The 24,061-nt window shown below is 71.7% G+C and carries 26 protein-coding genes; 6 read left to right on the plus strand and 20 right to left on the minus strand.

Annotated features, from left to right (window positions below; translation table 11 throughout):
* Positions 1-236: 236 nt before the first annotated feature.
* A complete protein-coding gene (locus tag ACSU6M_RS08015) occupies positions 237-812 on the minus strand; it encodes a TIGR03086 family metal-binding protein (protein ID WP_437068251.1) in 576 nt (191 codons plus the stop codon).
* Between the two features lie 154 nt (positions 813-966).
* On the opposite strand from ACSU6M_RS08015, the gene ACSU6M_RS08020 reads away from it, so the two are divergent.
* Positions 967-2,295, plus strand: a complete 1,329-nt coding sequence (locus ACSU6M_RS08020) for an MFS transporter (RefSeq protein WP_437068253.1) — start codon at positions 967-969, stop codon at positions 2,293-2,295.
* Here the strand turns inward: ACSU6M_RS08020 and ACSU6M_RS08025 are convergent.
* Positions 2,232-3,395: a hypothetical protein gene (locus tag ACSU6M_RS08025; RefSeq protein ID WP_437068255.1), complete on the minus strand. Its 1,164-nt coding sequence runs from the start codon at positions 3,393-3,395 to the stop codon at positions 2,232-2,234. The two genes, ACSU6M_RS08020 and ACSU6M_RS08025, sit on opposite strands and share 64 nt — an antisense overlap.
* Positions 3,396-3,556: 161 nt before the next feature.
* Positions 3,557-4,501 (minus strand): 5-dehydro-4-deoxyglucarate dehydratase, encoded by a 945-nt coding sequence (locus ACSU6M_RS08030; RefSeq protein WP_437068257.1) that lies wholly within the window; start codon positions 4,499-4,501, stop codon positions 3,557-3,559.
* A 174-nt stretch (positions 4,502-4,675) separates the two neighbouring features.
* Between ACSU6M_RS08030 and ACSU6M_RS08035 the strand changes: the two genes are divergently transcribed.
* The 3 genes from ACSU6M_RS08035 (at position 4,676) to ACSU6M_RS08045 (ending at position 7,063) form a co-directional block, all read left to right on the plus strand.
* A complete protein-coding gene (locus ACSU6M_RS08035; protein ID WP_437068259.1) occupies positions 4,676-5,485 on the plus strand; it encodes an NAD-dependent epimerase/dehydratase family protein in 810 nt (269 codons plus the stop codon).
* Positions 5,486-5,565: 80 nt separating this feature from the next.
* Positions 5,566-5,784: a hypothetical protein gene (locus tag ACSU6M_RS08040; RefSeq protein WP_437068260.1), complete on the plus strand. Its 219-nt coding sequence runs from the start codon at positions 5,566-5,568 to the stop codon at positions 5,782-5,784.
* Between the two features lie 64 nt (positions 5,785-5,848).
* Positions 5,849-7,063 (plus strand): TerD family protein, encoded by a 1,215-nt coding sequence (locus ACSU6M_RS08045; protein ID WP_437075046.1) that lies wholly within the window; start codon positions 5,849-5,851, stop codon positions 7,061-7,063.
* A gap of 307 nt (positions 7,064-7,370) precedes the next feature.
* Here ACSU6M_RS08045 and ACSU6M_RS08050 read toward each other — a convergent pair whose 3' ends face one another.
* Positions 7,371-7,982: a TetR/AcrR family transcriptional regulator gene (locus ACSU6M_RS08050; protein WP_437068262.1), complete on the minus strand. Its 612-nt coding sequence runs from the start codon at positions 7,980-7,982 to the stop codon at positions 7,371-7,373.
* A 415-nt stretch (positions 7,983-8,397) separates the two neighbouring features.
* On the minus strand, positions 8,398-9,837 hold the full coding sequence (locus tag ACSU6M_RS08055) for a hypothetical protein (protein WP_437068264.1): 1,440 nt from the start codon (positions 9,835-9,837) through the stop codon (positions 8,398-8,400).
* 312 nt (positions 9,838-10,149) lie between these two features.
* Here ACSU6M_RS08055 and ACSU6M_RS08060 point away from each other — a divergent pair, with 312 nt between their 5' ends.
* On the plus strand, positions 10,150-11,979 hold the full coding sequence (locus ACSU6M_RS08060) for an endonuclease/exonuclease/phosphatase family protein (RefSeq protein ID WP_437068265.1): 1,830 nt from the start codon (positions 10,150-10,152) through the stop codon (positions 11,977-11,979).
* Positions 11,980-11,982: 3 nt separating this feature from the next.
* Here ACSU6M_RS08060 and ACSU6M_RS08065 read toward each other — a convergent pair whose 3' ends face one another.
* The 3 genes from ACSU6M_RS08065 to ACSU6M_RS08075 form a co-directional block, all read right to left on the minus strand.
* Positions 11,983-12,687 (minus strand): antibiotic biosynthesis monooxygenase, encoded by a 705-nt coding sequence (locus tag ACSU6M_RS08065; RefSeq protein WP_437068266.1) that lies wholly within the window; start codon positions 12,685-12,687, stop codon positions 11,983-11,985.
* A 67-nt stretch (positions 12,688-12,754) separates the two neighbouring features.
* Positions 12,755-13,417 carry a hypothetical protein gene (locus tag ACSU6M_RS08070; RefSeq protein ID WP_437068268.1) on the minus strand — a complete coding sequence of 221 codons (663 nt, stop codon included), beginning with the start codon at positions 13,415-13,417 and terminating at the stop codon, positions 12,755-12,757.
* Positions 13,414-13,548, minus strand: coding sequence for a hypothetical protein (locus ACSU6M_RS08075; protein WP_437068269.1), 135 nt, complete (start codon positions 13,546-13,548; stop codon positions 13,414-13,416). The genes ACSU6M_RS08070 and ACSU6M_RS08075 overlap by 4 nt, the downstream gene beginning before the upstream one ends.
* 162 nt (positions 13,549-13,710) lie before the next feature.
* Here ACSU6M_RS08075 and dapA point away from each other — a divergent pair, with 162 nt between their 5' ends.
* Positions 13,711-14,604, plus strand: a complete 894-nt coding sequence (gene dapA / locus ACSU6M_RS08080; protein ID WP_437068271.1) for a 4-hydroxy-tetrahydrodipicolinate synthase — start codon at positions 13,711-13,713, stop codon at positions 14,602-14,604.
* 15 nt (positions 14,605-14,619) lie between these two features.
* Here the strand turns inward: dapA and ACSU6M_RS08085 are convergent, their stop codons facing one another.
* From ACSU6M_RS08085 to ACSU6M_RS08140, 12 genes are all read right to left on the minus strand, one after another.
* Complete coding sequence (locus ACSU6M_RS08085) at positions 14,620-14,832, minus strand: hypothetical protein (protein WP_437068272.1); 213 nt, start codon at positions 14,830-14,832, stop codon at positions 14,620-14,622.
* Between the two features lie 189 nt (positions 14,833-15,021).
* Positions 15,022-16,002 (minus strand): 2,3,4,5-tetrahydropyridine-2,6-dicarboxylate N-succinyltransferase, encoded by a 981-nt coding sequence (dapD, locus tag ACSU6M_RS08090; RefSeq protein ID WP_437068274.1) that lies wholly within the window; start codon positions 16,000-16,002, stop codon positions 15,022-15,024.
* A 338-nt stretch (positions 16,003-16,340) separates the two neighbouring features.
* Positions 16,341-16,886: a TetR/AcrR family transcriptional regulator gene (locus ACSU6M_RS08095; protein WP_437068276.1), complete on the minus strand. Its 546-nt coding sequence runs from the start codon at positions 16,884-16,886 to the stop codon at positions 16,341-16,343.
* Positions 16,886-17,206 carry a DMT family transporter gene (locus ACSU6M_RS08100; RefSeq protein ID WP_437068278.1) on the minus strand — a complete coding sequence of 107 codons (321 nt, stop codon included), beginning with the start codon at positions 17,204-17,206 and terminating at the stop codon, positions 16,886-16,888. Before ACSU6M_RS08100 ends, ACSU6M_RS08095 begins: the two co-directional genes overlap by 1 nt.
* 131 nt (positions 17,207-17,337) lie before the next feature.
* Positions 17,338-17,670 (minus strand): metal-sulfur cluster assembly factor, encoded by a 333-nt coding sequence (locus ACSU6M_RS08105; RefSeq protein WP_437068280.1) that lies wholly within the window; start codon positions 17,668-17,670, stop codon positions 17,338-17,340.
* Positions 17,667-18,134 (minus strand): Fe-S cluster assembly sulfur transfer protein SufU, encoded by a 468-nt coding sequence (gene sufU / locus ACSU6M_RS08110; RefSeq protein WP_437068282.1) that lies wholly within the window; start codon positions 18,132-18,134, stop codon positions 17,667-17,669. Before sufU ends, ACSU6M_RS08105 begins: the two co-directional genes overlap by 4 nt.
* 8 nt (positions 18,135-18,142) lie before the next feature.
* A complete protein-coding gene (locus ACSU6M_RS08115; RefSeq protein ID WP_437068284.1) occupies positions 18,143-19,399 on the minus strand; it encodes a cysteine desulfurase in 1,257 nt (418 codons plus the stop codon).
* The gene (sufC, locus tag ACSU6M_RS08120; protein ID WP_437068286.1) at positions 19,396-20,160 is read right to left on the minus strand and encodes a Fe-S cluster assembly ATPase SufC; all 765 of its coding nucleotides are present in this window, start codon (positions 20,158-20,160) and stop codon (positions 19,396-19,398) included. The genes ACSU6M_RS08115 and sufC overlap by 4 nt, the downstream gene beginning before the upstream one ends.
* Positions 20,161-20,167: 7 nt before the next feature.
* Positions 20,168-20,485 (minus strand): non-heme iron oxygenase ferredoxin subunit, encoded by a 318-nt coding sequence (locus tag ACSU6M_RS08125; RefSeq protein WP_094214788.1) that lies wholly within the window; start codon positions 20,483-20,485, stop codon positions 20,168-20,170.
* A complete protein-coding gene (gene sufD / locus ACSU6M_RS08130) occupies positions 20,482-21,666 on the minus strand; it encodes a Fe-S cluster assembly protein SufD (RefSeq protein WP_437068289.1) in 1,185 nt (394 codons plus the stop codon). Before sufD ends, ACSU6M_RS08125 begins: the two co-directional genes overlap by 4 nt.
* A gap of 61 nt (positions 21,667-21,727) precedes the next feature.
* A complete protein-coding gene (gene sufB / locus ACSU6M_RS08135; RefSeq protein WP_437068291.1) occupies positions 21,728-23,149 on the minus strand; it encodes a Fe-S cluster assembly protein SufB in 1,422 nt (473 codons plus the stop codon).
* Positions 23,146-23,889: a helix-turn-helix transcriptional regulator gene (locus tag ACSU6M_RS08140; protein WP_437068293.1), complete on the minus strand. Its 744-nt coding sequence runs from the start codon at positions 23,887-23,889 to the stop codon at positions 23,146-23,148. The genes sufB and ACSU6M_RS08140 overlap by 4 nt, the downstream gene beginning before the upstream one ends.
* Positions 23,890-24,061: the final 172 nt, after the last annotated feature.

Raw genomic sequence — 24,061 nt, forward strand, 5'->3', positions numbered from 1 at the left:
GAGGCACCACCCACCGCGTGCGTCGGTCAGCCGCCGACGGCGGGAAGGGGACGTGCCGGGGGGTGTCCGCCCGCAGCGGCCGGCGTCCGTCAGGCAGCCACCCTAAGTCCCGACAGAACCGCCGGACCGAGGACGGACACCCCCCGGCGCGGCCCCGACCCACAACCCACCCGGCAGCGCTACGCCCGCCCCCACCGGACACCAGCAGGCCGCCGCAGGCGCCAGACCTCAGCCCCCTACGGCCGCCACCCGGGCGACCGCCCGCTCAGCCCCACCGCCCGATCGAGCAACGACGCATCGTCCCCCACCGCCACCACCGGCCCGAACACCTCACCGCCGCCCTCCTCCGCGGAGGCCCGCAGAAATTCGTAGGCCGCCCCCAACGCCCCCGCGTCCGGCTCGTACGACTGCCCCGTCGCCCGCGCAAGATCCCACCCATGGATGACCAGCTCGTCCACGGCGACCAACCCCGCCACCTCCCCCGGCAGATCCACACCCCCCGCCCGCGTCATCCCCGTCCACGCCGCGGGATCCCGCCACGCCGCGGCCAGTTCCTCCAGCACACGCGGCACCTCCTCCCGCCACCCGTCCCCGACGTCCGGCACGACATCCCCCGGAGGGGTATCGGTCGTCACGCCCAGCTTCTTGCCCGCGGCGTCCCGAAAGGCCACCGACAGCCCGTACAGATGCCCCAGCATGTTCCGCACCGCGTACTCGGGACAGGGCGTCCGCCCCGCCAACTGCTCGTCCCGCACCCCGCCCACCAGCCGCGCCACGACCCGAGCCTGCGGTCCGAGATCGACAACCGTCATGTCACTCATCCACTCATCCACTCCTCCGGAAAAGCCACTCCGGAGAAGAGACCGTCAGCACCCCGAAAACTCATCGCCCCCACCCCAAGGCACCCCCGATCTAGGGCATCTGCCCGATCCCCCCACCCCCGCCTCAGCCCCACGATCACCAGGCATGACCGCCACCACCACCGTGACCGTCCTCAAGCACCGAGACGCGAGCCTCTTCCTCACCGCCGTGGTGATCTCCGGCTTCGGCACCTCGGCCCTCTGGCTGACCTCGGCGATCTGGACCAAGGAACTCACCGGCTCCGACACCCTCGCCGCCCTGTGCATGCTCGCGATGTGGGCCCCCACCCTCGCCGGCCCCGCCCTCGGCACCCTCGCCGACCGCCTCCCCCGCAAGCCCCTGCTGATCGTCACCAACCTGCTCCTGGGCGCGCTCCTGCTCACCCTCCTCACCATCGACACCCCGTCCGACCTGTGGCTCCTCTTCACCGTCCTGACCCTCTACGGCGCCGCAGGGGTGGTCACCGACGCGGCCGAGTCGGCCCTGGTCGCCGGCACCCTCCCCCCAGCCCTCCTCGGCGACTTCAACGGCCTGCGCATGACGGCGAACGAGGGCATGAAACTCCTGGCGCCCCTGGCCGGAGCGGCGCTGTACACCGCACACGGCGCAGAGGCGGTCGCCCTCCTCGACACGGCGAGCTTCATCCTGGCCGCGGCGCTCTACGCCGCACTACGCACGACGCCACCCCACCCACGCACAGCACACCCCCACCCGACGGCAGCCCCTAGCTCCCCCAGCTCCCCCAAGTCCCCCACCTCCCCCAGCTCAGCCAGCTCACCCAGCTCCACCAGGCCCACCAGCTCCGCCCCCGACTCCCCCTGGCGCACCCAGCTCAAAGAAGGCACCCGCCACCTACGCGAGCACCCGGACCTCCGCCACCTCACCCTCGCCGCCGGCTTCACCATGCTGATCGCCGGCGTCAACGGCGCCCTGACGTACGCGGTCGTGGAGTCCCTGGGCCACACCCCCGCCTACGCCGGCACCCTCGCCGCGGCCCAGGGCGCCGGCACGGTCCTCACCGGCCTCGTCTCCGGCCGGGCCCTGCGCCGACTCGGCCCGCACCGCTTCGCCGCGGCCGGCATCGCCCTCACCGCGACGGCCGTCGCCGCGCGCGCGATCCCGTCCGACCCCGTCGCACTGGCCGCCGCGGCGGCCACCGGCGCGGGCCTGCCCTGTGCGCTGATCGCCGCGTTCACCATGGTGCAGCGGGAGACCCCGGACGCCCTGCTCGGCCGTGTGTCGGCGACGGCGAGCACGCTGATGTTCGCCCCGAACGTGGTCGGCCTGGCCGCGGGGGCCGCGCTCGTCGGAGTGCTCCCCCTCGGCCCGCTTCTCGTGGCCCTGGGCCTGACCCTGCTGGGGGCCCTGTCTCAGAGCCCTCTGATCGCCCGGCGCACCGCGTCGAGGTCCCCGTCGGACGCCAACCCGGCGTGATACAGCCGGATCTCGTTCGCCCCCGCCGCTCGCGCCCGCGCCAGGTCACCGGCGAGCCCGGCCGGCCGGCCGCCCATCCCCGCGACGACGGTGAAGTTGGCGGCGACGACCGCCCCCTCCACCCCCTGCTCGACGAACGGCGTCAGCAGTCCGGCCCCCTCCGTGCACGGCACGACGACCCCGTCGGCGACCCGCAGCACATGCCCGGGGTCGACGCCGGCGTTGGCGCCGCAGTGGTAGGACACGGGGTCGGCGTGCAGCAGGACCTGGAACCCCTCGGGCGCGGCGGCCCGGACGGCCGCGACGGCCGTCTCCTGAAGGGTCCGCGCGGTCTCGTCGCGCCACGCGCGCGTGCCCTGCGCCTCGGTCTCCCCGAGGAGTTTCACGACCCCGGCCCAGCCCCCGTCGGAGGGCGCTCCCCGCCACACCGGTTCCAGCGCCTCCCGCACCCGGGCGGCCAGGGCGTCCGGGTCCAGCCCGCGCCCGGCGTACCCGTCGCGGCAGTCGCCGCAGAAGCACAGGGACATCAGGTACTGACCGGCGTCCCCGAGCCCGACGCCGCCGGTCTTGTCGTGCGCGTGCAGATGCGCGAGCCCGTACCAGCCGAGGGACTCCAGCTCCGTACCGGCCGCACCGGGCCGTACGGCGGCCTCGGCGGCGAGATCGACGAGGTACGCGCGGGTGGCGGGCTGGGCGATACAGGGGGCCCACGGGTAGCGGTCGCCGTAGGCGTTGACGACGGACGTCCCCGGATGCTCCGCCCCGAGCCGGGAGTTGTGCGCGAGGACGACCCAGCTGTGCACCTCCAGGCCCGCGTCGGACAGCGCGGCCGCGGCCTCGCCGAAGGCGTCGCCGGGCGCCCAGTCCCCGGCGGGGTGGGGCCGCAGCGCGCGCCCCTCCCACCGGTCGCCGGGGGGATACAGCACGGCGGCGTGCTCGGCGGTGACGACCCGGTGGCGCGGGTGCCGGGGCGTCAGGGCCCGCGTCGAGTGGTACGCGGAGGCGAGCGTGACCTGCCCGACCCCGAGCCCGGCGATCCACCCGGGCGCCTCCGGGTCCCCGTTGACGTCCCAGGGATAGACGAAAGCCGAAGCCTTCACCCGCCCCTCTGCCTCAGCATCCGACGCCTTCATCTGCCCCTCTGCCTCAGTATCCGAAGCCTTCACACGCCCCTCCCCCTCAGCAGTCGACGCCCTCACCCGCCTCTCGCCCCCGGCCCCGGACACCTCCACGCGCCCCTCGCCCCCGGCCGCCGGCCCCGTCACGCGCCCTCCTCCTTCACCAGCGCGTACCCCCGCTCGATCAACTCCGCGAGCCGCCCCACGTGTTCCCCCGTCGGCTCCTGCAACGGCGGCCGCACCTCCCCCACGTCCAGCCCCCTCAGCCGTACCCCGGCCTTGACGAGCGAGACGGCGTATCCGCGCCCCTGGGCGCGCAGTTCGACGAAGGGCCGGAAGAACCCGTCCAGCAGCCGCCGCAGGACCTCCTCGTCGCCCACGCGGAGCGCACGGTGGAACGCCTGGGCGATCTCCGGGGCGAAGCAGAACACGGCGGAGGAGTACAGCGGAACCCCGATGCCCCGGTAGGCGAGCTGCGTCTGCTCGGCCGTCGGCAGCCCGTTGAAGTACAGGAAGTCCCCCGCCGCCTCCTCCCGCACCGCGCTCACGATCCGCTGCATCAGATCGAGGTCCCCGAGCCCGTCCTTGAGCCCGATGATCCCTTCCGTGCGGGCCAGCTCGACGACCGTCTCCGGGGTGAACACGGCGTTGTCCCGCTGGTAGACGACGACGGGCAGGGGCGTGGCGCCCGCGATCTCCCGGTAGTGCCGCAGCAGCCCTTTCTGCCCGGCGACCACGAGGTACGGCGGCATGGCGAGCAGCCCGTCCGCCCCGGCCTCGGCGGCGAGCCGCGCGTACCGGACGGCGAGCGCGGTCCCGTACCCGGCGCCGGCCACGACGGGCACCCGCCCGGCGGTCTCCTCCACCGCGGCCCGGACGCACACGGCGTACTCCTCGGGCGTGAGCGCGTGGAACTCGCCGGTGCCGCAGCAGGCGAACACGGCGGCGGCACCGGCCTCGACACCGGCGCGGACGTGCGCGCGGTAGACGTCGAGGGCGACGGCGCCGTCGGGACCGTAGGCCGTGACGGGGAAGAACAGCGGCCCGCTGGGGATGCCGAGGCGAGCGGCGAGGTCGGCAGGCGTCACAGGCTCTCCCTGGTAAGAGGCGGTCAGTGCAAGCCGTACAGATTCCTGACCGAAGTTTATGGTTATGAACGCAGCTTACGCCACCCTTGACGAGGCGCGTCGATGATCCCTAGCTTGTCCATGGATGTGAATACCGTGCAGCCATACGGCCGTCGACCCCAAGGAGAACCGAGGATGCCAGTGCCTCGCACCGTCCTGCTCACCGGCGCCGCCGGCGGCCTCGGCACCCTCATGCGGGGCCTGCTCCCTGCCTACGGCTACGACCTGCGGCTGATGGACCTGCGCCCGATCGAGGACGCGCCGGAGGCGATCGTCGCGGACCTCGCCGACCGGGACGCCGTGCGCGAGGCCGTCCGGGGCGTCGACGCGATCATCCATCTCGCGGGCATCTCCCTGGAAGCCTCCTTCGACAAGATCCTCAAGGCGAACATCGAGGGCACCTACCACCTCTACGAGGCCGCCCGCGAGGAGGGCGTCGGCCGGATCGTCTTCGCCTCCTCCAACCACGCGGTGGGCTTCACCCCCTGCCCGCGGGGCGACGACCCGCTCATCCCGATCGAGACCCCGCACCGCCCCGACACCTTCTACGGCCTGTCCAAGGCGTTCGGCGAGGACCTCGCCCAGTTCTACTGGGACAAGCACGGCCTGGAGACCGTCTCGGTCCGCATCGGCTCCTGCTTCCCGGAGCCGACCAGCGTGCGCATGCTCTCCCTCTGGATGAGCCCCGCCGACGGCGCCCGCCTCTTCCACGCGGCCCTCACCGCCGAGAACGTCGGCCACACGATCGTCCACGGCTCCTCCGCCAACACCCGCCTGTGGTGGGACCTCACCACCGCCCGCGCCCTCGGCTACGACCCCCAGGACGACTCCGAGCCCTACGCCGAGAAACTCATCGCCGAGCAGGGCGACCTGGACCCCGTCAACGAGGACCACGCCTACCTGGGCGGCCACTTCGTCACGGACCCCCCGATCTGGCCGCACTGACCGACCGGCCCCACGTCACGGGAAGGGGCGGCGGGGGAAAACCGGTAGGCCCCTGCCGCCACGTCCCCTACGCTCCCGCCATGCCCACCCCTCAAGGCTTCGCCTACACGACCGGACAGGACGGCACCGTCCAGATCACCCACCACGGACGCCCCGCCACCACCCTGCGCGGCGCCCGAGCCGCCCGCTTCCTCCAGGAGGTCACCGGGAACCCCCAGCTGACCATGGCCCGCTGGACCGGCAACTACAAGCGCGGCAACGAACGCACCGCCCGCAACCACCCCCGCAACCACCGCTGACCCGATCGGCCCCCGGGTAAGGGAACGGCAAAACCCTCTCGCTCGTTCACCGGGCATGACAGCTATGACCCCCGGCTCGAACATCCCCCTGACCGCCCCCCGCGTGACGGTCGACGTCACCGCCCCGGTGCGGCTGGACGTCTCGGGCCTGCTGCTCACCGCCGACGGCAAGGTGCGCTCCGACGACGACTTCATCTTCTACAACCAGCCGGCCGGCCCCGGCGTGACGTACCGCTCCGGCGGCGGCACCGCCCCCGACGCGATCACGGTCGACACCGCCGCCCTCCCCCCGGGCATCGAGAAGATCGTCGTCACCGCGAGCCCTGACGCGGCCGGCCAGACCTTCCAGGGCATCGAGCCGACGGCCACCATCCGCAACGCCGACGACAACAGCGTCCTGGCGACCTTCACCCCGCCGCAGCTCGGCACCGAGACGGCCCTGGTGATCGTCGAGATCTACCTGCGCAACGGCCAGTGGAAGGCCCGCGCGGTCGGCCAGGGCTACGCCAACGGCCTGGCCGGCATCGCCACGGACTTCGGCGTCTCGGTGGAGGAACCGGCGGCCCCGGCCCAGCCGGCCGCGCCCCCGGCCCCCGCCATGCAGCCCCCGGTCGCCCCGCCGGCCCCGCCGCTGAGCACACCGCCCGCCCCGCAGGCCCCCGCCGCGCCTCCCGCCCCTCCCGCGGCCGCCCCCGGCGCCGGGAAGATCAACCTCGACAAGGGCCGCGTCAGCCTCCAGAAGAACCAGACGGTGTCCCTGGTCAAGGGCGGCCGCCCGCTGCTGTCCCAGGTCAAGATGGGCCTCGGCTGGGAGCCGGCGTACCGCGGCCGGGACATCGACCTCGACGCGTCGGTCATCGCCTACGGCCCGCAGCGCAACCACATCGACAGCTGCTACTTCGGCAAGCTGACCATCGTGGGCGGCGCGATCCGTCACTCCGGCGACAACCTCACCGGTGAGGGCGGCGGCGACGACGAGGTGATCACCGTCGACCTCGGACGGCTGCCGCAGGAGGTCACCGGCCTGGTCTTCACCGTGAACTCCTTCTCCGGCCAGAAGTTCACCGAGGTCGCCAAGGCGTACTGCCGGCTGATGGACGCCGCGACCGGCGAGGAGCTGGTCCGCTTCGACCTCACCAACGCCGAACCGCAGACCGGCGTGATGATGGCCAAGCTGATCCGCCAGTTCTCCGGCGAGTGGGAGATGACGGCGATGGGCGACTTCGTGAAGGCCCGCACCGTCCGCAACATGGTCAAGCCGGCCGCCCAGGCCCTCTAGGCGCACGCACGAGAAGGGCGCCCCTCCGGGGGGCGCCCCTCGCGCGAAACACCTCCACGAAAGCAGCCGCCCACCACGAGAACCGCCCGCCCCGCGGGATGCGCCCCACAGAACGCGCCCCTCGGCGGAGTCACCCAGCAACCCAGAGGACCCGCCCGCAGGAGAGTCACCCCAGCCCCGCGGGAGGCCGACCCACAGCGGAGCCGCCCCAGCGCCCCGCAGGAGGCGGCCCACACGAGAGCCACCCAGCACCCCTCAGGACGCCCGCAGGGAACCCGCCCGCAAGTGAGCCCGGCTCCCCACCCCCTCACCCCCGCGGCCGCAGCCCTTCGCTCAGCAGGCCCACGTACCGCCCGACCAGTTCCTCCTCGCGCTCGGCGAGATCCGAGGCGGTGGCCAGCCCATGGGCCAGTCGCAGGACGTCCAGCGGCTCGACGTCCCGGCGCAGGGTTCCCTCCCGCCGGGCCGCCTCGACCAGCCGCTCGGCCGCGCCGAGCAGCGTGGTGCCGCAGACGGTGGCCGCCGTACCGCCCTCGGTGACGGCGGCCCCCAGCAGCGCCCGCAGTCCGCGGATGCGGATGGTGCCGAGGGCGAGTTCCCGCATCCACTCCGCGAGCGCCTCACCCGGCGGCAGCCGTCCGGCGATCTCGTCGGCGCGGGCCGCGAGCGCCTCGACGCGGTCGACGTAGGCCGCCTCCAGCAGCGCCCGGCGGGTCGGGAAGTGCCGGTAGAGCGTTCCCGAGCCCACCCCGGCCCGCTTGGCGATCTCGTCCAGTGACGCTCCCTCGCCGTGTTCGGCGAAGAGCTCGGCCGCCACCTGGAGCAGCCGCTGATGGTTGCGGCGGGCGTCGGCCCGCTTCGGCACGGCGGCGGTCCCCTCCCGGCCGGTCGGCCGGCCGCCCGCTCCAGGCTGCGACATGTCGGATGCTCCTCACGGACCGGGGACCGTCTCCGCATCCTAGGGGGTGTCCCGCCCCCTGGTCCGTGACCGGCCGGGGTCCCCGGCCGCACGGGCTCAGACCCGCTTGGGCCACCTGGTGTCGTCCACCGCGGCAGCCGCCCCGGAGCACGGAGCGAGGCCCTGACCCGGGCCGACGAAGGTGCGATCGATTCCAGCGATGTACGCCATGATGAATTCCCCCGAATTCGCAGTCGTTTCGCTGGGAGAGACGCGTCGGCGACGGAATTGGCTGCACACTTTCCGGGCCGGACGAAACAGGCCGGATCCGAATGCCGCCGCCGCTCCCCCACCGGGGGCACCGGCTTTCCGCGGCGCCCCCCGAGTTCTCACTCTAGGAGGGCGCCGGCCTCACGGGCGAGCCATTAACGCGGCGTCAGTTCCCTTGCTGGGAACGGGCCTTGAACGCGGCCTTCCGGGCTTCCTTGGCGACCTTCTTGTCCGGGTGCAGCCGGCCCATGGCCTCCAGCACGTCCGCCGTGGCCGGATGGCCGACGCGCCAGGCGGCCGTGAAGAACCCGCTGTGCTGCTCGGCGAGCCCGGCCACGAGCGCCCGCAGCTCCTCGGAGTTGCCCTCGGCGGCGAGCTGCGCGGCGACGGTGTCGATGGTCAGCCAGAGCACCATCGCCTCGGACGGCGGCGGCACGTCCGGCGCGCCGCGCTCGGTCAGCCAGACGCGGGCGAGGCCGCCCAGCTCGGGGTCGTCGAGCACCTCACGCAGCGCGGCCTCGGCCTCCAGGCCGACCAGGGACAGCGCCTGCTGGCAGCGCAGCCGGCGCAGCGGCCCGTCGGCGTCGGCGCCGCGGGCGGCGGCGAGCAGTTCGCGGGCCGCGTCCAGGGGCGCGCGGCGGGCCAGCCACTGCTCGGTCTCGGCCTGCGCGGCCCGCGGCCCGAAGGCGGCGGTGCCGTCGAGGAGCGCGTCGGCGCCCTTGTCGGCGAGTTCTCCGACGGCCGGCGCGCCGTGTCCCGCCTCCAGCAGCCGGTTGCGCAGCCCGTACAGGCCGAGCGGGGTGAGCCGGACCATGCCGTAGCGGGAGACGTCGGTGTCGTCCAGCTGCTCGGCGGCCACCGCCGGGTCGGTGTCGTCGATGTCGGCCATCAGCGCCTCGTCGACCGGCCGGTACTCCACCAGTCCGACGGGGGCGAGGGTCCGGAACTGGTCGTCGAGGCGCATCATCGCGTCGGAGACCTGTTCCAGGACGTCGTCGGTGGGTTCGCCCATGTCGCTGGGGACGATGGCGGAGGCGGCGAGCGCGGGCAGCGGTACGGGCGCCTCGCCGGGGCCGTCCTCGCTGACGGTGAGCAGATAGAGGTTGGCGAGCACGCCGTCGAGGAAGTCGGCCTCGGCCTGCGGGTCCCAGTCGAGCTGGGAGAAGTCGACGGTGCCGCCCTCGTCGAGCGCGTCGACCAGGTCGTCGAGGTCGGGCACGCTCGCGTCGGCGAGCAGGGTCTCCAGGGCGTCCTGCCAGACGGTGAGGACGTCGTGCGGGGAGCCGGAGGTGAGCAGGGCGAGCTCCGCGCCCGCGGCGACGGTGCCGGCCTCCTCGTCGACGATCTCGACGAGCCCGGTGTCGACGGCGACCCGCCATGCCTCGCTGGCGAGGGCCGCGGCGTCGTCGCCGGTGAGCCCGAGCACCTCGGCGGCGGCCGGGAGCTGTGCGTCGGCCAGACCGCCGCCGGCGTCGACGCGGGTGTCGGGGCCGGCCCAGCGGGCGAGCCGGGCGGCCCGGGACAGCACCGGGGTGGTCAGCGCGTCGCGCGCCAGCTCCGCTTCGGACGCGAGCCGCGCCGGGGGCAGGGGGGAGCTGTCTGACATGGGCCTGTTTCTCCTAGGGGCGCCTTGGACGACGTACGACCGCCGGGACGACGTGCGACCGCGGGGACGGCGTACGGCAGTGAGACGGCTGTAACCCGCTCAGCCTAGACGGATTTCCACCCATGCCGCCCGGTTCATCTCCTGGTCAGCTGCCGTACATGGCCGAAACCTTGACAACCGGCGGGCGCAGGCAGGACATTGACGCGCGTAGAAATGGGGGGAACACCTGTACACCGACGCGTTACCCGCGTCACGGTCCAGCCATCGACCCACCCTCGTCCCGGCGCTTCACCACGTCCCCGGAGGGATCCCTTGCCGAGCAAGTCTTCCGCGCGCCTCGCCGCGCTCACCGTCGCCGCCGTGTGCTCCGCGGCGTCCACGGTCGTCCTCACCTCCCCCGCCCACGCCGACGCCGTGCGCATCCACGACATCCAGGGCAGCACCCGCATATCCCCGTACGCGGGCAAGCAGGTCACGGACGTGACCGGAATCGTCACCGGCGTGCGGACCTACGGTTCCTCGAAGGGCTTCTGGATCCAGGACACCCAGGCGGACGCCGACCCGGCCACCAGCGAGGGCGTGTTCGTCTTCACCAGCTCGACGCCCAAGGGGGTGGCGGTCGGCGACCTGGTGAAGGTCTCCGGCACCGTCACCGAGTACGTCCCCGGCGGCACCTCCTCGGGCAACCAGTCGCTGACCGAGATCACCCGCCCCGCCTTCACGGTCCTCTCCAGCGGCAACGCCGTCCCGGCCGCCGTGACGCTGGACGAGGAGTCGGTGCCCGACGCGTACGCCCCGGAGGGCGACCCGGCCGCCAAGGGCTCGGTCAACGGCCTCACGCTGCAGCCGTCGTCGTACGCCCTGGACCTGTACGAGTCCGTGGAGGGCATGAACGTGCGGGTCGCCGACGCCCGCGTGGTGGGCGCCACCGACCCCTACACCGAGCTGTGGGTCACGGTGAAGCCGGAGGAGAACGACAACCGCCGCGGCGGCACGGTCTACGGCTCCTACACCTCCCAGAACGGCGGCCGGATCATGATCCAGTCGCTCGGCAAGCCCGCCGACTTCCCCGTCGCGAACGTCGGCGACACCCTCGCCGGCACCACCGCGGGCCCGCTGGACTACAACCAGTTCGGCGGCTACACCCTCGTCGCGAGCGAGCTCGGCACCCTGGAGAGCGCCGGCCTGGAGCGCGAGACCACGCGCAAGCAGCGCCGCGGCGAGCTGGCGGTGGCGACGTACAACGTCGAGAACCTCGACCCGTCCGACGACACCTTCGCCGCGCACGCCGCCGCGATCGTGAACAACCTCCAGTCGCCCGACATCGTGTCCCTGGAGGAGATCCAGGACAACAACGGCGCGGTCAAGGACGGCACGGTCGCCGCCGACCAGACCATGCAGAAGCTGATCGACGCGATCGTGGCGGCGGGCGGCCCCGCCTACGACTGGCGCTCGATCGACCCGGTGGACCTCGCCGACGGCGGCGAGCCGGGCGGCAACATCCGCCAGGTGTTCCTGTTCAACCCCCAGCGGGTGTCCTTCACCGACCGCGCGGGCGGCGACGCCACCACCGCCGTCGGTGTCGCCGAGGAGCGCGGCAAGGCGGCGCTGACCGTCTCCCCCGGCCGCATCGACCCGGCGAACGCGGCCTGGAGCAACAGCCGCAAGCCGCTGGCCGGCGAGTTCGTCTTCCGCGGCCGCACCGTGATCGTGGTCGCCAACCACTTCAACTCCAAGGGCGGCGACCAGGGCTTCACCTCGCAGTACCAGCCGCCCGCGCGCAGCTCGGAGGTCCAGCGCCACGCGCAGGCGACGGCCGTCAACGCCTTCGTCAAGGACGTCCTCTCCGTGCAGAAGAACGCGAACGTCGTCGTCCTCGGCGACATCAACGACTTCGAGTTCTCCGGCACCACCCGGATCCTCGAGGGCGACGGCGAGCTGTGGTCGGCGATCAAGTCGCTGCCGCGCAGCGAGCGTTACTCGTACGTCTACCAGGGCAACAGCCAGGTGCTGGACCAGATCCTGATCAGCCCCGGCATCAAGCGCGGCTGCGACTTCGAGTACGACAGCGTGCACATCAACGCCGAGTTCAACGACCAGATCAGCGACCACGACCCGCAGGTGCTGCGCTTCCACCCGTAGGTCTCAGCGCGGCACCAGGCCGAGTGCGTGGGTGAAGCGGTCGGCGGTGAACCCGGTCACCCCGGAGTACGTCCGCACCCGCTCCCACTGGTCCGTGGGTGAGCCCACGCCCTCGCCCGGTGCCGCCAGGGCCTCGTCGTAGGCCCGATCGCTCTCCCACTCGGCGTAGTTGAGGACATGGGTGCCGTCGGTGGAGAGATGGAAGTGGGCGGAGATCAGCCCGCGGTGGCCGGCCGGGTCGTCCTGGAGCGCCTTGACGACGGTGTCGATCCAGTCCGGCCGCCGCTCGGCGGCGTGCGGCGCGAAGCCGATCCGCACGACGACGATCAGGCCCGGCACCCGCTCGTCGCCGGCGGCCCGCTCCCGGCTGCGGTGGCGCCGGTAGCGGCCGAGGCCGAGCCGCCGGATGCCGGGTACGGCCGTGTCGATCTCGTCGACGCGCTCCTGCCGGTGCGTCTTCACGAATGCCTCGTACCCGGCCTCGCTCGTCCACGGGGAGTGGTGCAGCAGGGTCGTGCCGTCGTGCCCGGTGTAGACGTGGTAGCCGAGCAGCCCGTCGGCGGGCCAGGGGCGCCGCTCCCAGGTCGCCCCGATGGCCTCGACGGTCCTGCGCTGTTCCTCGGGTCCGCCGACCCGCCAGGTGCTGAAGAAGGGTGCGCCGGCCTCGGCGCGGGTGAGGTCGGGGAGTTCGTCGGTACGGCGGGTCATCGCTGCCTCCGTGGCGGGTCGATCGTCGGGGACGAGACCCAGCCAACAACCTGAAGCGAACGTGAGGTCAAGTCCCGCCGGGCTCCCCCAGCCGCGCCAGCTGCGTCTGGAACCAGTCGAGCCGCGCCTGCAACAGGGCCGCCTCGGCGACGAGTTCGGGCACACCGAGCACATCCGGCGCCCCGGCCCCCGCACCTCCGCCCGCGACCACCCGCAGCCCTTCCCCGGCCAGCCGGGCGAACGCGGCGAGCGACACCGCCGTACGCCCCCGCAGGCACCCCGCGCACGAGGGCGCGAGCGCCCGCCAGCCCGGCCGGCCCCAGCCCGCGTCGGCCAGCGCGACCGCCGCCGCGCCGCAACCGCAGGGACCGGCCGTCGCCGTGCGCACCCGCTGGCGGGCATAGCGGAAGCCGAGCTCGAAGCGGATGTAGCGGCCGAGGACGGCGACCTCCAGCAGGACGGCGGACCGGTGCTCGCCGGTGCACAGCAGCGCCTCGGCGGCGGCGCGGTCGTGCACGCAGTGGAACCCGCAGTCGCAGCGGCGGTGCGGCGGGCGGTGGCGCAGACCGTAGACACAGGAGGCGTCGGCCACGACCCCGTACGGCAGCGCGCCGCCGAGCGACACCCCGGTGAAGGCGGCCCGGGTCCCGTCCTGCGAGAGCACCGGGTGGGCGATCTTGTAGCCGGTCGGCGGCAGCGCCGGACGTTCCTCCGGGAGCCGCAGCCTCATCGAACGGCGGGCACCTCGACGGGTGCCGGACCGTCGGCGTCGACGATCTCCTCGGGCCGCACGATCTCGTCCTCGACGGGGACCGGGTGCTCCTCCGCGACTCCCGTGGCGAGTGCCTTGCCGAGCTTCATGACGCCTCCCATGACCGTTGGCTGCACGGACCGTCCCGGCCATGGTGGCCCATGAGGGGGCGAGTTGGACATAGGGCCTCGACGATTCCACAGCATCGCTTACCCGTACCTCGTAGGAGATTTAAGTGGAGCTTCATCGAGTGCGCGGCCGAGACTACCTCCATGACCCACGCACTCCCTCCCTTCGGCCGCGCCCTCTGCGCGATGATCACCCCCTTCACCGCGTCCGGCGCACTCGACCTGGACGGCGCGCAGCAGCTCGCCGACCGGCTGGTGGCCGAGGGCTGCGACGGCCTCGTCCTGTCCGGCACGACGGGTGAGTCGCCGACCACGTCGGACGCCGAGAAGGCGGCACTGATCGGCGCGGTACGGGAGGCGGTGGGCGACCGGGCGGCCCTGCTGGCGGGCGTCGGCACCTTCGACACCCGCCACAGCGTCGACCTGGCCCTCCAGGCCGAGAAGGCGGGCGCCGACGGCCTGCTCGTGGTCTCGCCGTACTACAGCAAGCCCCCGCAGGACGCCCTGGAGGCCCACTTCCGCGAGATCGCCGACGCCTGCGGCCTCCCGGCCCTGCTCTACGACATCCCCGGCCGCACCGGCACCCGGATCGAGCCGGACACCCTGCTGCGCCTCGCCGAGCATCCGCGCGTCGTCGGCGTCAAGGACTGCTCGTACGACTTCCTGGCGGCCCAGAAGGTGCTGGCCCGCACGGAGTTGGCGTACTACGCGGGCTGCGACGAGCACAACCTCGCCCTGTACGCGGTGGGCGGCGCCGGTTACGTCAGTACGGTGGCCAATGTGATCCCCCGCCATCTGCGCGCCGTCCTGGACACCTTCGACGCGGGCGACACGGCAGGCGCGGCCCGCCTCCAGCAACAGGCCACCGAACTGGTGGAGTTGATGATGTCGGCGGGCCTGCCCGGCGCGGTGACGGCCAAGTCCCTGCTGAACGGCCTGGGTCTCCCGGCAGGCGCCCTGCGCGCCCCGCTGCGCCCCGCCGGCGACGAGGCGGCCACCGGACTGCGCACGGCGTACGACCGCCTGACGAACGCCTGACAGCCCCGCCGGTGGTCAGCCCCCGAACTTCCCCGGCCCGATGAGCAGCACGTGCTCCAGCACATCCTCCAGCGGATCATCCACCTGCCCGATGTTCACCAGCCCCACCCGAGGCCCGTTGTGCGAGGCCGTGTTGTACTCGTCGGCCCAGGCCACCCCCGCCGTCGAGCAGCCCCACACCATCAGGCCGCCCGCGACCACCGCCACCCTCGCCCGCACGTCCGCCATCACTCGACCCCTCGACTCGACACCCAGCCCTGACGCCCTGCCATCCGCCGAACCACCCCCGAGGTCACGCCAAGTAACCCGATCGAGCCAGTACGCTGCGCCACGGCGACGAGAGGAAACGTTCGCCCCGGCAATGGATCCGCCCCTGACCCCACCGGAGATCCGGTGGGGTCAGGGGCGGTCGAGCGATCAGTTGTGGCTGTGCAGGATCTCGTTCAGGCCGCCCCACTCCGCGTTGTTCGGGACCGCCTGGACGGCGCCGGTGACGGAGTTGCGGCGGAAGAGGATGTTGTCGGCGCCGGACAGCTCGCGGGCCTTGACGATCTGGCCGTCGGGGAGGGTGACCTTGGTGCCGGCGGTGAGGTACAGGCCGGCCTCGACGACGCAGTCGTTGCCGAGGGCGATGCCGACGCCGGCCTCGGCGCCGACCAGGGAGCGCTCGCCGATGCGGACGCGCTCCTTGCCGCCGCCGGACAGGGTGCCCATGGTGGAGGCGCCGCCGCCGATGTCCGAGCCGTCGCCGACGACGACACCCTGCGAGATACGGCCCTCGACCATGGAGGTGCCGAGAGTGCCGGCGTTGAAGTTGACGAAGCCCTCGTGCATGACGGTCGTACCCGAGGCGAGGTGGGCGCCCAGGCGCACGCGGTCGGCGTCGGCGATGCGGACGCCCGCCGGGGCGACGTAGTCCGTCATGCGCGGGAACTTGTCCACGCCGAAGACGCTGAGGTGCAGGCCCCGGGCGCGGGCGGCCAGCCGGACCGTCTCCAGGGTGTCGACGGCGACCGGGCCGAGCGAGGTCCAGGCGACGTTGGCCAGCAGGCCGAAGATGCCGTCCAGGTTCTGCTCGTTCGGCTTCACCAGCCGGTGCGAGAGCAGGTGGAGCCGCAGGTAGGCGTCGTGCGTGTCCAGCGGCTTGTCGTCCAGCGAGGAGATGACCGTACGGACCGCCACGACCTCCACGCCGCGGACCTCGTCCTTGCCGAGGGCTTCCACGCCGTGCTCGCCGAGCAGCTCACGGGTGCGCTCGGCGTCCAGACGCTCGGAGCCGGCGGGGCCGGGCTCGGCGCTGAGCTCGGGCGCGGGGAACCAGGTGTCGAGAACGGTGCCGTCGGCGGCGATCGTGGCGAGGCCGGCGGCCACGGCGCCGGTGGTACGAGGAGCAGTCATGAGGGCAACCTAACGTGACGCCCCCCGCCCAGGCGAACCGACCACCCCCCGTCTCACGTGCCGAGCGGCGGACCCACCAGGGAATGCCGCTCACCCCTGTCTCACGAGCCGCGCCACGACGGCGAGAGAGCCGCCGTCCGGCAGGAGCGGGGCGTGGGGGGTGCGGCGCAGCCCGGCGCTTACGCAGTCACCAGCAGACAACAACACACCAACCTGCCGAGCCCCGGACCCGCGCCGGGCTCGCCGCACCCCCCACGCCCCCGACCCACCCACGCACCCCCGCCCCGCACGGCGCCGACGAACGACCCGGAACACCCCACACACGCCCCCAAACCGTTTCACCCCCCACGCAGCACCCGCCCCAGCATCTCCCGCGCGTACTCCTCCTCGTACGGCACCCCGGTCAGCAGAACCTGAAGACACACCCCGTCCATCAGCGCCAGCACCGCACGCGCCGTCACCGGATCGGTCCGCCGGGCCAGCACGTCGATCACGCGCTGCGCCCACTCCGCCGCGACCGGACGCAACGCGGGCCGGCGCAGGGCGGCGAGGTACAGCTCGTACTCCAGCTCCACCCCCGCCCGGTCCCCCCGGAGCCAGTCGCCCATCACGGCCGCGAGGCGCGCGGCCGGATCGGCGTCGGGGTCGTCGAGCCCGGCGCACCCGGCGACCAGCGCGGCGAAGCCCTCCCCGGTCATCTGCCGCAGGGCGGCGACGAGGAGGTCGTCGAGGGTGGCGAAGTGGTACGTCGTGGAGCCGAGCGGCACGTCCGCCTCGGCCGCGACGCTGCGGTGGCTCAGACCGGCGATGCCTTTGGCGCCGACGACCCGGATCGCCGCGTCGATGATCCGCTGCCGCCGCTCGGGGTCGTACCGCCGGGGCATCAGTGGGCACCTCCCGCGTTGAGCACCACGACCCCGACGATGATCAGCGCGATCCCGGCGGCCTTGGCGGTGTTCATCCCCTCCCCGAGGAACAGCATCCCGATGGTGGCGATCGCCGCGGTGCCCACCCCGGACCAGATGGCGTAGGCGGTGCCCACGGAGACGCTCTTGAGCGTCTGGGCGAGCAGCGCGAACGACACCACGTACCCGAGCACCGTCAGCACGGAAGGCAGCATCCTGCTGAAGCCCTCGCTGTACTTCATGGCGGTCGTGGCGGCGACCTCGGCGGCGATGGCCGCGGCAAGCAGCAGATACCCCATGTGTACAAGCGTACCCATCGATGCGTACAGCCGTACACAACGCGTCCGTACCCCTCTACCGGGGCACAGGAAAGGGGCGGCACCCCGAAAGGTGCCGCCCCTGTTCCACGCCGCTCGCGCGTCAGCGCGTCTCAGACGTTGAAGCCCAGCGCCCGCAGCTGCTCACGGCCGTCGTCCGTGATCTTGTCGGGACCCCACGGCGGCATCCAGACCCAGTTGATGCGCAGCTCGTTGACGAGGCCGTCGGTGGCGGACTTGGCCTGGTCCTCGATGACGTCCGTCAGCGGACAGGCCGCCGAGGTCAGGGTCATGTCCACGGTGGCCACGTTCGAGTCGTCGATGTGGATGCCGTAGATCAGCCCGAGGTTGACGACGTCGATGCCCAGCTCGGGGTCGACGACGTCCATCAGGGCCTCGCGGAGCTCCTCCTCCGAGGCCGGCTTCATCTCAGCGGTGTCGCTCATGCCGTCTTCCTTTCGGCGTCGGCCCCGCCCAGGACCTGGGCCGTCGCGTCCTTCCACGCCATCCAGCTCAGGAGGGCGCACTTGACCCGGGCCGGGTACTTGGAGACACCGGCGAACGCGACCGCGTCCTCCAGCACCTCCTCCATCGCGTCGTCGGGCTCGATCTTCCCCTTGGACTGCATCAGCTCCAGGAAGGTCTCCTGGATCCGCTGCGCCTCGGAGAGGTCCTTGCCGACCAGCAGTTCGTTCAGCACGGAGGCCGATGCCTGGCTGATCGAGCAGCCCTGGCCCTCGTACGAGACGTCCTCGATCGTGGTGCCGGCGTACTTCACGCGGAGCGTGATCTCGTCACCGCACGTCGGGTTCACATGGTGCACCTCGGCGTCGCCGTCCCTCAGACCACGCCCGTGCGGGTTCTTGTAGTGGTCCAGGATGACGTCCTGGTACATCGAGTCCAGCTTCACACCCGCTCCTAGCCGAAGAAGTTCCGTACGTGCTCCAGGCCGTCGACCAGTGCGTCGATCTCGGCCGGCGTGGAGTACAGATAGAACGACGCTCGCGTGGTCGCAGGAATTCCGTAGCGGAGGCAGACCGGGCGCGCGCAGTGGTGGCCGACGCGGACCGCGATGCCCTGCTCGTCGAGGACCTGGCCCACGTCGTGCGGGTGGATGTCCCCGAGGGTGAAGGAGATCGCGGCGCCGCGGTCCTCGGCCGTGGTGGGGCCGATGATCCGCAGGTCGGGCACCTCGGCGAGGCGCTTCACCGCGTACTCGGTGAGCGCGTGCTCATGGGCGAGGATCTTGTCCATGCCGATCGAGTTCAGGTAGTCGATCGCCGCGCCCAGGCCCACGGCCTGCGCGATCGGCGGCGTACCCGCCTCGAACTTGTGGGGAGCCGGCGCGTATGTCGAGGAGTGCATCGACACCGTCTCGATCATCTCGCCGCCGCCCAGGAACGGAGGCAGGTCCTCCAGCAGTTCCTGGCGGCCCCACAGCACGCCGATGCCGGTCGGGCCGCACATCTTGTGGCCGGTGAAGGCCACGAAGTCGGCCTGGAGGGCCTGCACGTCCAGCGGCATGTGCGGCGCGGCCTGGGAGGCGTCGACGCAGACCAGCGCGCCGACCTCCTGGGCGCGGCGCACGATCGCCTCGACCGGGTTGAGGGTGCCCAGGATGTTGGAGACCAGCACGAAGGAGACGATCTTCGTCTTCTCGGTGATGATCTCGTCGATGTTGGACAGGTCGAGGCGGCCGTCGTCGGTGAGACCGAACCACTTCAGCTTCGCGCCCGTGCGCTGCGCGAGCAGCTGCCACGGCACGATGTTGGAGTGGTGCTCCATCTCCGTGATGACGATCTCGGTCTCGGAGTCCACCCGGTAGGGCTCGTCGGCCCAGCCGAGCATGTTGGCCACGAGGTTGAGCGACTCGGAGGCGTTCTTGGTGAAGATCACCTCGTCGCGCGAGGGCGCGTTGATGAACTCCGCGACCTTGTCGCGCGCACCCTCGTACAGCGCCGTGGCCTCCTCGGCGAGCACATGCACACCGCGGTGGACGTTGGCGTTGTGCTGCTCGTAGTACTCGGAGAGCACGTCGAGCACCTGGCGCGGCGTCTGCGAGGTCGCCGCGTTGTCCAGGTACACGAGCTTCTTGCCGTCGTGCAGCACCCGGTCGAGGATCGGGAAGTCCTTGCGGAGCGCCTCGGTGTCGAGGAGGCCCGGCAGCTGTGTCACGCGGATACGCCACCCTTCGTGTATGCCTCGTAGCCCTCGGCCTCGAGCTTGTCGGCGAGCTCCGGACCACCGGACTCGACGATCCTGCCGCCCGCGAAGACGTGGACGTGGTCGGGCTTGATGTAGCGGAGGATGCGCGTGTAGTGCGTGATCAGCAGGGTGCCGACCTCACCGGTCTCGCGGACGCGGTTGACGCCCTCGGAGACGATGCGCAGCGCGTCGACGTCCAGGCCGGAGTCGGTCTCGTCGAGGATCGCGATCTTCGGCTTGAGCAGCTCCAGCTGGAGGATCTCGTGGCGCTTCTTCTCACCGCCGGAGAAGCCCTCGTTGACGTTGCGCTCGGCGAAGGAGGGGTCCATGTTGAGGCGCTCCATGGCCTCCTTGACCTCCTTCACCCAGGTGCGCAGCTTGGGGGCCTCGCCGCGGATGGCGGTGGCGGAGGTGCGCAGGAAGTTGGAGACCGAGACGCCGGGGACCTCGACCGGGTACTGCATCGCCAGGAAGACACCCGCGCGGGCGCGCTCGTCGACGGACATCTCCAGGACGTCCTCGCCGTCGAGGGTGACGGTGCCGCCGGTGATCGTGTACTTCGGGTGACCCGCGAGGGAGTAGGCGAGGGTCGACTTGCCGGAGCCGTTGGGGCCCATGATGGCGTGCGTCTCGCCCTGCTTCACGGTGAGGTCGACGCCCTTGAGGATCTCCTTCGTGGCGTTGTCGGCCTCGACGGTGACGTGCAGGTCTCGGATTTCAAGCGTTGCCATGGGTGCCTCAGGACTCCTGGGTGAGGGAGACGAGCACGTCGTCCCCTTCGATCTTTACGGGGTATACGGGGACGGGGCGCGTCGCGGGAAGGCCGGACGGCTTGCCGGTGCGCAGGTCGAAGCTGGAGCCGTGCAGCCAGCACTCGATCTGGCAGTCCTCCACCTCGCCCTCGGACAGCGAGACGTTCGCGTGGGAGCAGATGTCGTGGATCGCGAACACCTCGCCCTCGGTCTGCACGATGGACACGGGCGTGCCGTCGAGTTCCACCCGCTTCGGGGTGTCCTCCTCCAGCTCGCTCAGCCCACAGGCTCGTACGAAGGTCATGCGACCGACGCCTCCAGCTCCTCCTCGATCTTGGCGAGCAGGCGCTCCTCGATGTCGGCGACACCGATCTGCTGGACCAGTTCGGCGAAGAAGCCGCGGACCACCAGGCGGCGGGCCTCGTGCTCCGGGATGCCGCGGGCCATCAGGTAGAAGAGCTGCTCGTCGTCGAAGCGGCCGGTGGCGGAGGCGTGGCCGGCGCCCACGATCTCGCCGGTCTCGATCTCCAGGTTGGGCACCGAGTCGACGCGGGCGCCGTCGGTGAGCACCAGGTTGCGGTTCATCTCGTAGGTGTCGGTGCCCTCGGCCGCGGCCTCGATGAGCACGTCACCGATCCACACCGCGTGCGCGTTGTCGCCCTGGAGCGCGCCCTTGTAGACGACGTTGGACGTGCAGTGCGGGACGTTGTGGGTGACCAGCAGGCGGTGCTCCTGGTGCTGGCCGGCGTCGGTGAAGTACAGACCGAACAGCTCGGCCTCGCCGCCGGGGCCGGCGTAGGTCACGCGCGGGTGCAGGCGCACGACGTCGCCGCCGAAGGTGACGACGACCGACTTGAAGGAGGCGTCGCGGCCGATCAGCGCGTTGTGCTGGGCCACGTGGACGGTCTTGTCGTCCCAGTCCTGCACGGAGACGACGGTCAGCTTGGCGCCGTCCCCGAGGACGTAGTCGACGTTGGCGGCGAGCACGGCGTCACCGGTGTGGTCGATGACGACGACGGCCTCGGCGAACGCGCCCAGCTCGATGACCTGGTGGCCGAAGCGGGTGCCGCCCTCGCCGTGCACGGAGATGCGGATCGGCTCGGTGAGCACGGTCTCCTTGGGCACGGTCACGACCGACGCCTTCTCGAAGGACGTGTACGCCTGGGCGGCGATCCGGTCCACCGGGGTGCCCGCCTTGCCGAGGCGCGCGTCGTCGCGGCCGACGGTCTCGACCGTGACGCCCTCGGGCGCCTGGACGTCGACCTTCACACCGTCGCCGGTGGCGACGGCGGAGCCGTCGTGCAGTCCGCGCAGCCGCTCCAGCGGGGTGAAGCGCCACTCCTCCTCACGGCCGTGCGGGACGGGGAAGTCCGCCACGTCGAAGGACGGGGGCGCGCTCATGCGCGAGACGACGGTCGACTCGGCGGCGACCGCGATCGAGCCGGCGGTGGTGGAGCCCACCGGGATGTTCTGAGCCTCAGCCATGGCTGTCGTTGTGCTCTCTTTCCTACGTCTAGAAATCGGGAGGCTGCTCGAAGGGCGGTCCTTAGCCGACCGCGCCCTCCATCTGCAGCTCGATCAGCCGGTTGAGCTCAAGGGCGTACTCCATGGGCAGCTCCTTGGCGATCGGCTCGACGAAGCCGCGCACGATCATCGCCATCGCCTCGTCCTCGGAGAGACCGCGGCTCATCAGGTAGAAGAGCTGGTCCTCGGAGACCTTGGAGACGGTCGCCTCGTGGCCCATGGACACGTCGTCCTCGCGGACGTCGACGTACGGGTAGGTGTCGGACCGGGAGATGGTGTCGACGAGCAGCGCGTCGCACAGCACGTTCGACTTCGAGCCCGGGGCGCCCTCACCGATCTCGATGAGACCGCGGTAGGAGGTGCGGCCACCGCCGCGCGCCACCGACTTGGAGACGATGTTGGACGAGGTGTTAGGCGCCATGTGGACCATCTTGGCGCCGGCGTCCTGGTGCTGGCCCTCGCCCGCGAAGGCGATGGACAGGGTCTCGCCCTTGGCGTGCTCGCCCATCAGGTAGACGGCCGGGTACTTCATCGTCACCTTGGAGCCGATGTTGCCGTCGATCCACTCCATGGTCGCGCCCTCGTACGCCACGGCGCGCTTGGTGACCAGGTTGTAGACGTTGTTCGACCAGTTCTGGATGGTCGTGTAGCGGCAGCGGGCGTTCTTCTTGACGATGATCTCGACGACCGCGGAGTGCAGCGAGTCCGACTTGTAGATCGGGGCGGTGCAGCCCTCGACGTAGTGCACGTAGGCACCCTCGTCGACGATGATCAGGGTCCGCTCGAACTGGCCCATGTTCTCGGTGTTGATCCGGAAGTAGGCCTGGAGCGGGATCTCCACGTGGACGCCCGGCGGGACGTAGATGAAGGAGCCGCCCGACCACACGGCGGTGTTCAGCGCGGCGAACTTGTTGTCGCCGGCCGGGATGACGGTGCCGAAGTACTCCTTGAAGAGCTCCGGGTGCTCCTTCAGCGCGGTGTCGGTGTCGAGGAAGATGACGCCCTGCTCCTCCAGGTCCTCGCGGATCTGGTGGTAGACGACCTCCGACTCGTACTGGGCGGCGACACCGGCGACGAGGCGCTGCTTCTCGGCCTCCGGGATGCCCAGCTTGTCGTAGGTGTTCTTGATGTCCTCGGGCAGGTCCTCCCAGGACTCCGCCTGCTTCTCCGTGGAGCGCACGAAGTACTTGATGTTGTCGAAGTCGATGCCGGACAGGTCCGAGCCCCAGTTCGGCATGGGCTTCTTCTCGAAGAGCTTCAGGCCCTTGAGGCGCAGCTTGGTCATCCACTCCGGCTCGGACTTCTTGCCCGAGATGTCGCGGACGACGTCCTCGTTCAGACCGCGCCGTGCAGCGGCACCGGCCTCGTCGGAGTCGGCCCAGCCGTACTCGTACTTGCCCAGACCCTCGAGCTCAGGGTGAGCAGTCTCCGTGGGCAGAGTCATGCGGGGTTCCTCCCGGCCGTGCTTGCAGGTGCGTTGTGGGAAATCTTGGGGATGAACGTCGTGCACACGCCGTCACCGTGGGCGATGGTGGCGAGCCGCTGGACGTGGGTCCCGAGCAGCTCGGCGAAGAACTCCGTCTCCGCCTCGCACAGCTGGGGGAACTGCTCCGCGACATGGGCCACCGGGCAGTGGTGCTGGCACAGCTGCTCGCCCTGCTGCCGACCGGGTGCGCTGCGCGCCGTAGCAGCGTACCCGTCGGCGCTGAGGGCCTTGGCCAGGGCTTCGGCCCGCCGGTCGGGGGCCACGCCCTCGACGGCCTTGCGGTAGCTGTCGGCCTGGGCGGCGATGCGGGCGCGGGCGAAGGCGGCGACCGCCTCGCTGCCGCCCTCCTGCTCGGCGATCCAGCGCAGGGCGTCCGCGGCGAGCTTGTCGTACGACTGGTCGAAGGCGTCGCGGCCGCAGTCGGTCAGCGCGAAGACCTTGGCCGGTCGGCCGCGGGTGCGCGTGCCGTAGACCCGCTGTTCACGGGCTTCCACGACGTCGTCGGCGACCAGTGCGTCGAGGTGGCGGCGGACGGCGGCCTGGGTCAGGCCCAGCCGGGAGGCCAGCTCGGCGACGGTCGACGGCCCGTGGTCCAGGATGGACCGCGCGACCCGGTTGCGCGTCGAACGCTCACCGGTCGCTAGCTCCTCCTGAGGGGACCCCGTGGGGGTCTCCCGAGCCTCGCCGACGTTTTTCACAACGTCATTGTTGCGTAATTCGTCAGAGCGGGGCAAGCGGCGTCCGCGCCCGCCGACGGTGCCCTACGTCACTTAGGCATACCTAATCTGACCTGCGAAAACGATCTTTGATCGATCAGAGCCGGGGGTGCCGGACGCGACGAGTTCGCGCACCCCCGCGCCTGAGGGCCGT

The sequence above is a fragment of the Streptomyces sp. enrichment culture genome, from assembly GCF_964272895.1.
GTDB lineage: Bacteria > Actinomycetota > Actinomycetes > Streptomycetales > Streptomycetaceae > Streptomyces.